13 protein-coding genes are annotated in these 13955 nt (G+C 66.6%); 4 read left to right on the forward strand and 9 right to left on the reverse strand.

Going from position 1 to position 13955, the window contains the following annotated elements:
- Positions 1-31: 31 nt before the first annotated feature.
- The 9 genes from ABZX61_RS53060 to ABZX61_RS53100 all read right to left on the reverse strand — a co-directional run bounded on the left by ABZX61_RS53060 (position 32) and on the right by ABZX61_RS53100 (position 9183).
- Entirely contained in the window at positions 32-931 is a 900-nt protein-coding gene (locus ABZX61_RS53060; RefSeq protein WP_355207524.1) for a helix-turn-helix transcriptional regulator, read from the reverse strand.
- Positions 932-934: 3 nt separating this feature from the next.
- Positions 935-1246, reverse strand: a complete 312-nt coding sequence (locus tag ABZX61_RS53065) for a transposase (RefSeq protein ID WP_355207527.1) — start codon at positions 1244-1246, stop codon at positions 935-937.
- A 189-nt stretch (positions 1247-1435) separates the two neighbouring features.
- Entirely contained in the window at positions 1436-1801 is a 366-nt protein-coding gene (locus ABZX61_RS53070; protein WP_355207805.1) for an aldehyde dehydrogenase family protein, read from the reverse strand.
- A complete protein-coding gene (locus ABZX61_RS53075; RefSeq protein ID WP_355207530.1) occupies positions 1699-2085 on the reverse strand; it encodes an aldehyde dehydrogenase family protein in 387 nt (128 codons plus the stop codon). The genes ABZX61_RS53070 and ABZX61_RS53075 overlap by 103 nt, the downstream gene beginning before the upstream one ends.
- A 173-nt stretch (positions 2086-2258) precedes the next feature.
- On the reverse strand, positions 2259-3173 hold the full coding sequence (locus tag ABZX61_RS53080) for an NAD-dependent epimerase/dehydratase family protein (protein ID WP_355207532.1): 915 nt from the start codon (positions 3171-3173) through the stop codon (positions 2259-2261).
- A 1991-nt stretch (positions 3174-5164) separates the two neighbouring features.
- Positions 5165-5293: a hypothetical protein gene (locus ABZX61_RS53085; RefSeq protein WP_355207535.1), complete on the reverse strand. Its 129-nt coding sequence runs from the start codon at positions 5291-5293 to the stop codon at positions 5165-5167.
- A 263-nt stretch (positions 5294-5556) separates the two neighbouring features.
- Positions 5557-6102, reverse strand: a complete 546-nt coding sequence (locus tag ABZX61_RS53090; protein ID WP_355207537.1) for a hypothetical protein — start codon at positions 6100-6102, stop codon at positions 5557-5559.
- A 51-nt stretch (positions 6103-6153) separates the two neighbouring features.
- A complete protein-coding gene (locus ABZX61_RS53095) occupies positions 6154-7941 on the reverse strand; it encodes a GMC family oxidoreductase (protein WP_355207540.1) in 1788 nt (595 codons plus the stop codon).
- A 513-nt stretch (positions 7942-8454) separates the two neighbouring features.
- Complete coding sequence (locus ABZX61_RS53100; protein WP_355207542.1) at positions 8455-9183, reverse strand: SDR family oxidoreductase; 729 nt, start codon at positions 9181-9183, stop codon at positions 8455-8457.
- Positions 9184-9266: 83 nt separating this feature from the next.
- On the opposite strand from ABZX61_RS53100, the gene ABZX61_RS53105 reads away from it, so the two are divergent.
- The 4 genes from ABZX61_RS53105 (at position 9267) to ABZX61_RS53120 (ending at position 13937) form a co-directional block, all read left to right on the forward strand.
- Positions 9267-9539, forward strand: coding sequence for a phosphopantetheine-binding protein (locus tag ABZX61_RS53105; RefSeq protein WP_355207545.1), 273 nt, complete (start codon positions 9267-9269; stop codon positions 9537-9539).
- A 47-nt stretch (positions 9540-9586) separates the two neighbouring features.
- Positions 9587-10708: a cytochrome P450 gene (locus ABZX61_RS53110; RefSeq protein ID WP_355207547.1), complete on the forward strand. Its 1122-nt coding sequence runs from the start codon at positions 9587-9589 to the stop codon at positions 10706-10708.
- A 77-nt stretch (positions 10709-10785) separates the two neighbouring features.
- Positions 10786-12378 carry an AMP-binding protein gene (locus ABZX61_RS53115; RefSeq protein WP_355207550.1) on the forward strand — a complete coding sequence of 531 codons (1593 nt, stop codon included), beginning with the start codon at positions 10786-10788 and terminating at the stop codon, positions 12376-12378.
- A gap of 485 nt (positions 12379-12863) precedes the next feature.
- The gene (locus ABZX61_RS53120; protein WP_355207552.1) at positions 12864-13937 is read left to right on the forward strand and encodes a tyrosine-type recombinase/integrase; all 1074 of its coding nucleotides are present in this window, start codon (positions 12864-12866) and stop codon (positions 13935-13937) included.
- Positions 13938-13955: the final 18 nt, after the last annotated feature.

Consider the following 13955-nt stretch of genomic DNA (forward strand, 5'->3'; position numbering starts at 1 on the left):
CCTGGGAAAGCGTGGGGAAGGAGTCAGCCGGTCATGTCCGCGCCGGAGCGTCGCGCCGAGGGTCCTGGGCGATGGAGGCACGCCCGGTGAGCGCGCTGTGGACGAGCAGCGTCATCGCGGAGTGTGAGGGCGACTCCGGTTCGGTGGTGGCGACGACCACCGCCTGCTCGTCGGCGGTCCGCAGCGTCTGCTGGGTCACCTGCATGGTGCCCACCAGCGGGTGCCGCATCTCGTAGACCGCGTCGCCGCCGGTCTTGACCCGGTGGTCGGCCCACATCGTGGCGAACTCCGGGCTCTTGACCGTCAGCTCCCCGAGCAGCGCGGCCAGCAGCGGGTCGTCCGGGTGCCACCCGGAGGCCATCCGCAGGGTCGCCACCACGGCACGTGCCTTGGCGGCCCAGTCGGCGTACAGGTCACGGGTGTGTGCGTCCAGGAACACCAGGCATGCCATGTTGGGCCGCTGCCGCGGTGTGTCCGGAGCACCCGGGGCCAGATGGCCGGCGTACAAGGCGTGTCCCGGCGTGTTCCACGCCAGCACGTCGCTGCGCCGGCCGAGCACCACCACGGGCACGTCGCCCAGCGTCGCGATCAGCTGACGCGTCGCCGGGCTGACCCGTTCGGGCGCCGGCCGGCGCCTGGCGCCCCGGCGGCGGCTGCCGGTGGCCAGTTCGTGCAGGTGCCGGCGTTCCGCGTCGTCCAGGTTCAGCGCCCCGGCCAGCGCGTCCAGCACCTCAGGAGACGCGTTGGACGCCTGACCCTGCTCCAGCCGCGAGTAGTACGACACGCTCACCCCGGCCAGCAGCGCCAGCTCCTCCCGGCGCAACCCGGGGACCCGGCGCCGGCCACCGTAGGTGGCGACCCCCACATCCTCAGGCCGGAGCTGGGAACGCCTTGACTGAAGGAACTCCCCGAGCTGTCGTCTCGTGTTCATGGCTCACAGTATTCGTGGCCGGTTCGCAACCCAGCCACACCCTCCCGAGGATAGGCACGGCAGAACTCTCGTGGCCGCACTACAGATTGCCTGCTCACCGTGGGCCACCTCGCCGAGCCGGCCGTTCTCTTCTGTCTCAACGGCCTGTATGACCTTCCCGAGCCAGTGAATGGGCTGGGTGCATCGCACGTACACGGTGAACCAGTGGCCGTCGCAGGCCGGCACGTCCCGCCACGGCGCCCCGGTCCGGATCCGCCATCGGATCCCGTCGATCAACTGCCGCCTGCTCCACTTCGGCGGACGCCCCTTGCCCAATGCGGCAAGGCAGATGCGGCTCCAGCGCCGCCCACTGCGCGTCAGTGAGGTCGTGCCGCCTCGTCACCACTACGCTGGCCACGAGGTCTCCGGTATTTCGTTTTTCTTGGTCGTTGAACCAACTACCGGAGACCTCTTCGTTCAACGATCACCGACACGCCTCACACACGTGATCTTTCGAAACACGGCCTAGCCGAGCGGGAGAGCGCCGCCGAGGCCGAGGCGGACCGGCTGCACGTCACCCGCGAGATGACCGGCGACCTGGCGGAAGTCACCCTGGGGCGGCGCGGGCTGCCGCCATCGTGTGGGCCGGCCTGTCAAAGCTCGAGACTGAGAGCTGAGCAGGGCCGGTCTTGGCGGAGGAGGAGTGTGGGTATGCGAACTCGCGGAGCCCCCACCGTGCTTGCGCCCGTATCCGCTGTCGCCTCGGCCGCCGAAGGGCAGCGCGGGGTTCATCGAGAACACGAGGGCGTCGTTGATGCTGGTAATTCCGACGAGGAGGCGGCGGGCGATGTCTTCGCCGCGGTGGCGCTGTGTTCTGCGGAGCGCTCCCAGACGGCATTGGTGGCGGCTTCGTCCAGGTCGGCGACCTCGGCCACGATGACGGCGTCGTTGCTCCCGAGTTCGGGCAGCATGGGGTTCAGGGTCTGCGCGCACTGGGTGGCCACACGAGCGGATCGGCCGGCGCACCCGCTACCAGCTGACCCTCGACCTGCCCGTAGGCGATCCCGGCGGGGCCTGGCTCTCGGTGCGCCATCTGGTCGCCCTCTTCGCCGCCCCGGCAGCCCCCGCTGAGGACTCCGGCTCTCTCTGCTCCCTCTAACCGGTCGCCGGCACACGGGTGCTCGTCACACTTGCGTGTCCGCCTGGAGATCGGTCAGGCGGCGGGCCAGGTCGTCGCGTTCGCGGGTGATCTGGGCGAGCCGGTCGGGCCGGCTCAGGACGCCACCGTTACAACGGCGTGCCCCTCCAACTGCCACGCGGATGTTTGGTTGGGCGATTGTCGGGTGTTTCATGTGGCGCTGATCGTGGCCTGGAGCGCGGCGTGGAGTGGGGTGGCGGTCAGGCCGAAGGTGTTCTCGAAGGCTGAGGAGTTGACGATGAAGGGGCGGTCGAACTGGTAGCGGGTTTCTTTCAGTTCGCGGATGACGGGGTTGGTCAGTTCGAGGGCGAGCAGGATCGGGCCCGGGGGGCGGTTCAGGCGCGGCGCGGGCGCCGCAGCGAGTTCGCACAGCTGTTCGGCCAGTGCGCGGGCCGACAGCGCGGGGTTGGTGGGGGTGTGCCAGGCGCGGCCCCAGGCGCGTTCGTCGACGGCGGCGATGGCCATGGCGGCGGCGACGTCGGGTAGGTAGGTCCAGGAATGGGGCTGGTCGGGGTTGCCGAGGAAGGATGTGCGCTTACCGGCGAGCAGCGAAGGCACAAAGCGCGTGCCGACGGGGGTCTGGTCGCTGGCGCCGGGGCCGAAGTAGTCGGAGCTGCGGATCTCGGTGACGCGGGCGCGGCCGGCCTGGTGCGCGGCCAATGCGTCGGTCCACATCCGGGCGCGGACGCGGCCTTTGGTACCGGTGGCGGCGAGGGGGAGGTCCTCGGTCATCGGCCCGGTGACGGGTCCGTAGGCGTAGAGGTTGCCGGCGGTGACGAGTACCGCGCCGGTGTTCTGGGCGGCGGCCAGTAGCGCGGCGGCCAGTGAGGGCCAGTCCTGGGCCCAGCGGGTGTAGGCGGGGCCGGCGCAGTTGTGCAGGGCGTCGGCGCCCTTGACGAGTTGGGTGAGCCGGTCGCGGTCGGTGAGGTCAGCCGCGATGACCTCGACGCCGGCGGGGCCGTTGCCGGACCTGGTGATCACGGTGACCTCGTGGCCCTGGGCGAGAAGGTGCGCTGCGAGGTGCTTGCCGACCTGCCCGGCTCCAGCGATGACGTGCCTACCCATGGTGTGTCTCCTTCATTGAGACTGTTGCTTCCTTGCGAGAGCAATGCTCTCTCATTGAGCTTAGAAATTCAAGAGCACTGCTCTCATATCAGTTCCCTGATCCGATCGACGGGGGTCGGGCCGCGCATGACCAACTCGTCGGCGGCCGTGCTGTCGCGGCGCCAGGTTGAACCGCTCCGGGATCGGTGAAGACTCTGGTGCCTCGGGTTGAGTGGAGGGCAAGGAAGCGCCTGAGCTGCCACCCCTTGGTTGCACCGGCTGTGGCGAGATGCGGTGCGGGCTGCACTTATCTTGGGTTCTTGACCCCTTCTCACAGGTCAGAGCGATATGATCTTGTCAGGCAGGTAAGGCACGGTGCTGAACCGGGCAGCCATAAGCGCGAGGTTCGCGGCCCTGTCCTTCAAGCGCGGTGAGCACCAGGAGGTGGTCGGCGTTCCCCGGCAGCGGCAGCCGTGGCGCGGTATCGGCCGGCGCGTCCGCCGCTCATCCCTTCTGCATGGGCCCGGAATCCCCAGAGGTGCATCGAGCCGTGGTTCTGAACCCCACTTGCGGCAGACCAGCGAGGTACGACGCAGGAGACCAGGGGAAGGGCGCCGTCCGCGAAGCGGCCATGGTGACGGGGCAACACCCCTATGCCATGGTGACGGCATGTCCGAGAGCCAGACCCCCACGCCGGTCCCGCTTCCCCGCCCCTGCGCTACCTGAGGGTTCTTCCGCGGATCTGATTGCGGCCAAACTGCTCGTCTACGCCGCTCTGGGCGCTATAGGCCTGTTCCCGCTGCCGCCGCATATGTATCTCCCCGACGACGAGTACTGCGGTGCGCTGAAACTGGCATGGGACACCACACAGGACCCGGACAGCAGGAATCTCGGGTGGTGGAGCCAGTGCGAAAAAGATCGCGGCCACGGCAGCACCGACCACCGCGCCGACGGAGTAGCTGATTGGTCTGACGGTGTGCCCGGCTCTGTGCCCGACACCAGGACAGCCTGACGGCCTCACGGCGCGCTGCGCAGCTCAGGGCCCGGACGGCGGTCCGTCGGCCGGACCCTGAGCGAGGTACTGGCAGCACTGCGCCCACTGACGGCCGACGCGGGGGCCGCTGCCCCCTGCACCTGACATGCCTGAAGACTCCGAGATATCTGTGAGGCAAGTACAGGGAACACGTTACTTGCCTCGCCCGGATCGGTGTCGCGGACGGACGCGAATCGCCGCCCACCCTCACCAGCCACGAAAACGGGCGTTTGCGCTGCGGGCGCGGCGAGGGACGGTCGACACTCTTGAGTGTCCTGGCCAAGACGTTAGCCGACTAGTTTCTGACTGCGTTGTAAAGCGTGCCGCGCCGTCTCTGACCTGGTTGGATTTGCAGGACGCTCCGGGTCTCCTCCTGGAGCACGGCCCCGCCTACATGAGCCGCAGGGGCCGATCCTTCCCCGATCGACGGTGCTCCTCTGGACGCCGACCGGGAGCCCTGGGCGACAGCGTAGAGGAGCGGGTCGAACGCTGATAGTAGGCGACCCGAGAGGTCGGGCGCGCAGCGCGACGGCGAGACGCTCACGGTGACGGCGCAGTCTTCGCCGCTCCGCGTATCTCCGCGAGGGTCCGCAAATGGTCTGCGCTGTCATTTTGTGCTGTCAACGCGCGCCCGCGGGCGATCACCGGAGGGGGTATTTCCCCAGGTGGGAAAGTGGTAGGGCGCCCGGGGCTCGAACCCGGAACCTACGGATTAAAAGTCGCCGTTTTAAATGCCGGCCACTATCGAATCGTGTCTCATTGTGTTGCGGTGTCATGCATTGCCCGCACTCGAAATGTCCAAGAATGCCGCCCGGTGTTATGCCGTATCAGGTGCCGACGAGCATCGAACGAGCAACCACGGGGCGGATAGTATCCCTTGACCGTTCTTACTTTACCTCCGATTGGCGAGCTGATATCCCGGATGGTTTGCGGTCCGGGAGGGGTTTGACTCGGTCTCCAACGGACCTGTGATGATCGTTCAGAACGAGCGAATCCGGGATGGGGCCGCCACGCACAGCTCGACGACCACGTCGCGGCACCTGGCCAGCAGATCGGCCAGGTGCCGCTGGTAGAGCCGCGAAAGCCGGATGACCTGCGCGGATGGCATAATCGGCAGGCGCAGTCGGGCAGCTGCACCCCGACCCGTAGCAGCTCTACCTCCTGCTGGCTGACTGGGCCAACGTGCGCGGCCAGGTCGCCGCAGCCTCGGCGCGGATCGGAGAGCAGTTCGGCGGCAGCGGCCGAACCGTCCGCGGCACCTCCGGCACCTCCTGGCCGACGAGGGGGCACTCCTCCCACAGGCCGCCATCGCGCTCTGCCGCCAGCTCGCCGTCGCCGAGCTCACCACAGCTCGCGGCGGCAATGGTCGATTCAGTAGGTGCCGTAGAGCCAGTTTCCAGGGGCGTCGGAGTCCGTGCTCGTGAAGAACTCTTCGACCAAGTTGCGCCACTCGTCCAGGTCCAGGTAGCCCCGACCTTGGAGATCCAGGCGCTGGAACGCCTGAATCATGTCTCGCCGCGCCAGCCCGCACCCGACGGCGAAGATGTCCACATACTCGTCCTTGATCAGGCGTCCGTCCCCGTTGGCGTCGGCGACCTCGAAGAACGCGTCGCCGGCACCACGGAACGCCTCGGCTCCCTTGACGTCGGAGAGCGCCGCCGCCACCCTCTGCGCGACCTCCTCGCGGGTGATTCGATGGTCGCCGTCGGCGTCCATGGGGCACAGGACCGTCTTCCACCAGTGCTCCAGAGCCGCGCGCAGGCGCTGCGCCTCGGCGGAAGTGGGGGCATAGCCGCGGATCCGGGCGTAGCGGTCACCGATGGCTACGATTGTTGGCAAGGTCAGCGCGCCGGCCCCATCCGGGTCGAGTACGTTGAAGAAGTGGTTGATCTTGCGCTCTTGAAGCTTGGTGAACATGGAGGATCCTTTCCGTTGTGACTCTCCGATAACACACCGTTGCGTCGTTTTTTAGTCGCCTGCATCACGAAGAATGTCGATACTGGCCTTCTGAGAGAGGGTTTGGACAGCTGCGATAAGGAACAGGCCGGGCATCTTCGGAAATACCGAAGCATCTACGATGCGCAGCCCTTCCACTCCATGGACCCTGAAGGAGCTGTCGACGACCGAGTCATCGATGGTCCTTCCGAGCGGGTTGGAGCACGCCGCATGGTGGCCGTAGTGCTCCTTACGAATGAAGTCTCCGAGATCCTGGACGTCGGGGCCGGGGAAGATCTCGCCTTCGCCGGGTTCGACGCGATTCAGCTCGCGGCACATCTCGATGGCCTGTGTCAGTGCGGCAAGGTCCTTTTCTCCACCCGCACCGTTGCCGAACGCACGGAAGTTGATATCCGGACAGCGGATTGGGTCGCCTGAACGCAGGCGCACGTAGCCGTTCCGGTCCCCGGTGTACCCCATGAGCGTCAACCAGGTCCAGGACTGCCCGACGTGTGCGAACGCCTCCTTGACCCAGTCCGGGTGGTGGGCCCGGAACTGGATAGGCACCCCTATCGTGACGCAGTTGGTGGCGGATCCGTCGGCGCCCTCGGTGCGATAGGTGATGCAGGGAATGCCGAACTGGCCCAGCTGAGAATTCTCTGGGTCGGCCCGCCACCCGGACAGGCAGACGCTCAGCCGTGGTCCTGTCGGGCTGAGCGACTTGATGAGTGCGCCTATGTAGCGATTTTCCGCCAGCTCCGGTAGGGGGTAGCGGTCGATGACTGAGATTTCACGCCGGTCCTGCAGGTTGGTGCCGACGCAAGGTGAGTCGACGAGGACTTCGATGCCGTGGGCCCGCAGGTGGTCGGCGGGGCCGATTCCACTCAACATGAGGATCTGCGGGCTGTTGTAGGTGCCGCCCGCGATGATGACCTCGCGACGAGCTCGGACCACCTGTCGAAGAGTTGCCCGCTCCTCCTCGGTCGTTTCCTGAAATTTCGGTGAAGCTTCGTATAGATGACGTCCGTTCAGGAACTGGACGCCTACCGCCCTAGGGGCTGTCTGCCCGGGCTCGAAGAGGATTTTCTCTACCAATGCATCGCACTGGATTTCGAGCATCGGGCAGTTTCGCTCGGCCGAGATGAGGCGATCCCGGACACCTTGGCGCACGCCGGCCTTGATCCCGATCTGGAGGTTCCAGGGCCCTGCGGTGCCGACGTTGTCCTTGTCATTGAGCTCTCCCGAACGTTCGGCGTCCCCCATTGACTTGAGGAACCAGTTCGGGCCCTCAAGTGACGTGATCAGGCTGCCAGGATCGGTTCGCGGAGACTCCAGCTGGGCGAACGGGTTCTTGGAGGAAACGGCCTGCCATTCGAGCACTTTTTGCCAGTGCTGCCACATGGCTTCGTGGTGCCATCCATTGTCACCCGTCAACTCCATGATGTCGTCCCAGTCGCTGTGCGCTGGGTACATGATGATGCCGGAATTATGAATGGCACAGCCGCCGAGGGCCGACGCTCGGGGATAGAGGACGCCGTTCTTTTCGTCGACCCACATGTCACCGTGAGCGGCTTTGCCCCCGTCGTTATGCTGAACCCAGAACTCCCAGGCCACCTCAGGGTCCTCGGTGGCCTGTGCGAAGAATATGGGAACGTCCCGGTAGACCTCGTTACCGCTGGGCGGACCCGCCTCGAGAACGAGCACTGAGAAGCCGGCCTCGGCGAGATTCGCGGCGACAGATCCGCCGCCAGGCCCAGAGCCGACGACGATGTAGTCGTAGGTTGACGTTTCTGGCGAATCATCTGCTAGAAAGTTTTCCATTTGATGTCCCGGAGAATCGCAGGTCCGGTCCCATGCGCATTGCTCTGCCGCAGAACCGTCGAGTACGGACAGTGGTCAGTTAAGCACGTAGAGTAATCAGCGTCTGTGGCTGCTTGGTAATCCTTTGGTGGCGGGCTGGGCGGCGAAGGGCCAGGCGACGCCGGCAGGGGTGGAGCGATCTTCAGAGTCAGATCCACGAATGGCCCGTGATCGTCGTTCTGGTCGGTTTCGATCTTGCTTTCCTGGTGGGCCGGGCAGTCCTGTGAGCCGTCTGTCGCTGCGGTGGGCGGAGGTTCCACGGGCCTCGGGGGTTTCCGGATCGAAGGGGTGGGTTGGTGCTGGTCAGCCGGGGGTCGGGCAGGAGGGCGAGCCGGTTCAGGAGCGTGCTGAGGAGTCGCGCTCTGGGCGGCAGGCGCACCTGGAGGCGGCGGGCGTGGGTGGCGATCCGGGCGGGCGCGGACTCGAGTGGCGGGCCTTTCAGCTCGCAACTCGGTGACTACTCGTGGATCCGGGTCAAAGAAGGCCTCCGGTGGCGCTGATGGTCTGCCCGGTGATCCAGCCGGCATCGGGGCCCGCGAGGAAGGCGATGATGCCGGCGATGTCGTCACCAGTTCCCAGACGGCCCAGGACGGTGTTGCGTGCGGCGCGTGCGTGGAGCTTTTGCGGGAGCGATTGCTCGAGCATGGCGGTGTCGGTGGCGCCGGGGGCGACACAGTTGACCGTGATGCGGCGTACTCCTAGTTCCAGAGCGGCGATGGCGGTGAACTGCTCGACGGCGGCCTTGCTGGCCGCGTAGATGGCGTTGCCCGGGGCCGGGCGCTGCGTGCCGATCGAGGACATGTTGATCACGCGGCCGTCGTCGGCGAGGCGGATTGCCGCGTGCTGGAGTGCAAGAAATGTGCCTTTGGCGTTGACGGCCATCACTGTCTCGTAGGTTGCTTCGCTGGCCTCTTCGATCCGTCCGCCAGGCAGCCAGACCGCGGCGTTGTTCACCAGGATGTCGAGGCGCCCGACAAACTGCTCGGCCAGGTCGAACAGGCTGGCGACGTCGGAGGCTACTCCGATATCGGCTTGTATCGGCCGTGCGCCGGTGGCGGCCGCGACCTCGTGGGCCGCATCCGTGGCTTGGCGGTAGCCGAAGGCGACCTGTGCTCCTTCTGCTGTGAGCCTTTCGACGATGGATCGTCCGATACCGCGAGATCCGCCAGTGACCAGTGCCGTCTTACCCGACAGTGAGCCCATACCCATCCCTTGACTCTGAGTTTTGATACATCTACACAGGGTAACCATCAGGGCGAGAAACCCTACGTCTGGGAGGGCATTTGTTGAGTGCCCAGGAAACGGACAGCCAAGCGATCCTTGAGGTCCTGGTGGCAGCGGTCCGCAGCATCCGGCCGGAGTTGACCGGGCCGATCAGCGGCGAGGAGCACATCGCCGCCGAACTGGGCCTGGATTCGATCGATCGAGTGGAACTGCTGTTGGCGCTGGAAGAGGCGTTCGGCATGGAGGAGGAAGTGGATCCGCGGATCTTCATGACCCCCCCGACCCTCAACGGCCTGGTGGAGCAGATCTGTGTCTCACAGGTGGCTTCCCGATGAGCGGTTGCCCGGTTCCTGGATCGCGGATCTACCTACGTGGCTCGGCCATGGCCGAGCACTTCTTCAGTGCCGCCGACTCGGAGCTGTCCCACGCTCGTGGCTGGGACCTGATCTTCGGTGAGCGGTTCGGCAGAGGGCTGCTGAACCTTGACGATGAACCGCACAGAGCAGCCCGCAGAGCGTTGATGGCGGTCCTGAACCGGAAGGCGACGGCCGAGTACGCCTCGGTGGCTGGCGAGATCCTCGACCGCGTCGTCCCGGCACTGCCCGTCGATGAGCCCGTCGACCTGCACGCTTTCACCAAAAAGGTGACATTTGAGGTCGCGGCGGCTGTCTTCGCGGGGCTGTCGGCCTCGGAGGCATCGGAACTCCTTGGTTTGTTCACCACGCTTCAAGCGCCCGATCTCGAGCTCGGCACGCCCGGCGGAGATCGTCTGATCCGTGACATCGCCCGGAGCCGTCGCCGGGTTCGCGCGCTTTTGTTGACCGCAGTCGACCGGGCACACGCCGTGGAGGACGAGCGGAGCTACGGGGTGGCGGGGCTGGTGGCGCGCCTGCGCGCATTGCCCGGTCCTCCGACGGATGAGGAGATCGCCAGTCACATTGCGATCTTGCTTCTCGCTGGATTCGAGACAACGGCGTATCTTTCGGCTCGATTGTTGTGGCTGCTCGCTCGCCACCCGGCAGAGCAGAGCGCCGTTCGCAGGGATCTCGCTGCCTCGGAGCCAGGCGACTCACAGCTCTTGGAGGCTGTCTTCTCCGAAACCGCGCGGCTGCACCCGCCGTTGTTCTGGTTGCCGCGCCGAGCCGAGACGGACCTGGTCTTCGGAGACACACTGCTACCTGCCGGCACTGAAGTGTTCTACTCCATCGCCGACACACAGCGCGATCCTGCGTCCTTCGCCGATCCAGACGAATTCCGACCCCAGCGGTTCGCCTCAACCGACACCAGGCGCGGCCGCTTCGCGATGACTCCGTTCAGCGCAGGGCGACGGCTCTGCGCAGGTATCCACGTGGGGACAATGGAGACCAAGCTGATCGCCGCTGCCGTACTGCACCGCTTCAGCCTCCATGCTCCACCAGGCCCGCACATCGGCGATGCATCGCCTAACGGCACCAGCGTCACCCCCTCTGAGCCGCTCCTGGTGCGGTTGCAGGAGGTCATGTGATGAGTAGTGGAGGCGACAGGGGCCGAGCTCTGGACTGTGCCACCCTGGCCGAAGCGGCGTCCTTGCTGGACCCTGGTGTGACGGTGTCGTTCCCCGGTTCCGGAGAGCGGCTCACGGCTGCCGACCTGGACCGCGAATCCGAGCGATTCGCGGCCGGGCTGGTGGCCGCCGGAGTGAAACCGGGCGAGGTCGTCGGACTGCTGCTGCCCACCGGCCCTCAGGTGTTGCTCGGGTTGCTGGGCGTGGTGCGCGCTGGCGCCGCAGCCAGCATGCTGAGCGCGGTGGGCGGGACACCCGAGCGGTCTGCCGAGAGGCTGGCGCTCGTTGTCGGTGCCGCTCGGATGCGTTACCTCGTCGTGCATGAGGACTACTCCGACATCGCGCACGCCCTCCAGCGGATGTCCCCCGGCCTTGTAGTGCTGGACGCGAACCTGGCCGCGCCACCCGGTCGGCTTCCGGAGGTCGCCGAGGGTGACCTGGCCGTCCTGCAGTACACCTCGGGCAGCACGGGCCATCCGAAAGGGGTGATGCTGCCGCACTCGGCCGTGCAAGCCGCGCTTCGGTCGATCGTCGCCTCCGCGCGCCTGACCTGGCAGGACACGATGGTGACCTGGCTGCCGCACTACCACGACATGGGCCTGTTCGGCTTGCTGGCGCCGCTCATGGCTGGTGGCAGTGCCCAGGTCCTACCTCCACTGGCCTTCATCCGGCGGCCGGCCCGCGTCCTGCAACTCCTGTCCGACCACGGTGGAACCCTGCTCATGGGGCCGAACTTCTCCTACGACCGGATCGTGGCCGCCGCCACCCCCGAGCTTCTGTCCAACCTTGACCTCTCCCGCTGGAGGCTGGCGTTCAACGGCGCCGAACCGGTGAAGGCCTCCACCGTGGAAGCATTCACCAAATGCTTCGCCTCAGCGGGAGTATCGGAGTCTGTGATGTTCCCGGTGTATGGAATGGCCGAAGCCACCCTGCCCATCACGTTTCCCGAACCTGGGACCGTCCCGCGCATCATCCACGTGGACCGGATGGAACTCTCCGACCATGGCCGGTGCGCGCTGGTGGCTCCCCACCATCCAGCCGCCAAACCACTGGTGAGCGTTGGCCGCCCGGTCCAGGACATGCGATTGAGACTCATCGATGCGACCGGAGCCGACTGTGCGCCGGGACAAGTCGGCGAGATCCAGATCAGCGGTCCTTGCGTGACCTCCGGCTACTACGCCAACCGATCCGCCACCACCGCACTTTTCGAAGGCCCATGGCTGCACACCGGCGACCTCGGATTCCAACTCGACGGTGACCTGTTCATCGCCGGCCGGACCAAGGAAATGATCATCGTGCGGGGGCAGAACTACTTCCCCGAAGACGTCGAAGACCTCGCCGCCCGGCAGGCCGGTGTGCATCGCGGCCGGTGCGTCGCCTACGCCGAGAACGAACACGTCGTGGTCGTCGCCGAAATCACCCCTAGCTGCGACCCGTCCGTCGTCTGCACGGAAATCCGCCAGTTGATAGCCGATCACCTGGCTCTGACGGCCGTGCGCGTTCACCCGGTGCGGCCGGGCTGGTTGTCCCGCACCACCAGCGGGAAATGGCAACGTGCCCTGACTCAAAGGCGGATCAGAGAACAGAACACCATCTTCGCCAGCACCGACCCCGACGCCCCAGGCGACTAGCGATCTTTGGTCGCGGCTTTCTCTAGTCTCACGACGCCCGGGGAAGGCGAGCTTGGGCGGCGTAGCCGTCGGCGCCCAAGTAGCGGCGGGCTTCGATCTATTCGTTGGTCTGCTCGGCCGGCACCGCGTCGACCAGCCGGATGATCGAGGCCCGGTCCGTGTGGATCCGTTTGGTAGCTCGTCCTGGGTCTTTGCTCTCGCCTGGTTGTCGGCGGGCGATGTCGGTGTTGTCCTGCCCTTAACGGCGATCAAGAAAGGACGGGACAATGAGACATCGCCAGGATCGCATCGTGGTGTACAAGCGATGTGGATGCGTCGATGCGCGTACGAGTAGGCAGCTGGGCGGACGCTGCGTGCGGCTGGACGAGGACGGGCACGGTAGCTGGTACTTCGCAGTCCAGGTAAGTGGCCCAGCCGGGCGTCGCGAGCGGCTCCGGCGTGGCGGGTTCACCACTGCCGAACAGGCTTACCACGCGGGTGGTGAGATGATCGTCGCCGATCGGGACGGCGGGCTGGGTGCGGGATACACGGTGGCGCGATGGCTGCGCTGCTGGCTACAGGCTCAGCAAGCACTGCGGCCCAGCACCCGCGAAGGCTACGCCGATCACGTACGCCTGCATCTGATCCCGTACCTGGGCCGGATCGAGCTGGCCCAGCTCACAACCCTAGACCTCAGCCGCATGTTCGCCGCCCTCGCCGGACGGCGCACCCGCTACGGCAAGCCGATCGCGCCCTCCACCCTGCACCGCATCCGCGCCACGCTGCGCGCGGCATTGAACGCCGCAGTGCGTGAGGGCCTGATCGCCTCCAACCCGGCACGCTTGATCCGGCTGCCCGCGTCCTCCCGGCCGTATCCGCAGGTGTGGACCGACCGGCGGGTGGCCGCCTGGCGGCGCGAGGGCGAACACCCGACGGTGGCGGTGTGGACCGCCGACCAACTGGCCGAGTTCCTCGCCTTCGCCCGACACGATCGGTTGTACGTGCTGTGGCAGTTGATCGCGCTGCGCGGGCTACGCCGCGGAGAGGCAGCCGGGCTACGCTGGATCGACCTGGACCTGGACCGGCGAGAACTCGCCGTCAACCGGCAACTGGTGCACACCGACGCCGGCCTGATCGCCTGCCCGCCGAAAAGCGCCGCCAGCCAGCGGATCATCGCCCTGGACCCGCAGACGGTTCGCCTGCTATGCCGTCACGAGCAGACCGAGCGGCGGCGACTGGGCGACGCTTGGCGGGAAACAGGCCCGATCTTCACGCGGGTGGACGGATCTCCCCTACGACCGGACTATCTCACCGTCCGGTTCCGAAACCTTGTCCGCGCGAGCGGCCTGCCACCGATCCGGCTGCACGACCTGCGCCACGGCACCGCCACCCTCGCCTTGGCCTGCGGCTCCGACCTGCGGGTCGTGCAGGGCACGCTCGGACACGGCAGCATCGTGGTGACCTCCGACATCTACACCTCGGTGCTGCCAGAGGTGTATCACCGCTCAGCCCAGGCGATCGCGCGGCTGGTGCTGGGCAAGGCGCGCAGGACCGGCCGCAACCTCCGGAAGGCGGCCTGACCAAGTGACCCAGGTGTG

It is taken from the genome of Nonomuraea sp. NPDC003709 (assembly GCF_040610775.1).
GTDB classification, from domain to species: domain Bacteria; phylum Actinomycetota; class Actinomycetes; order Streptosporangiales; family Streptosporangiaceae; genus Nonomuraea; species Nonomuraea angiospora_A.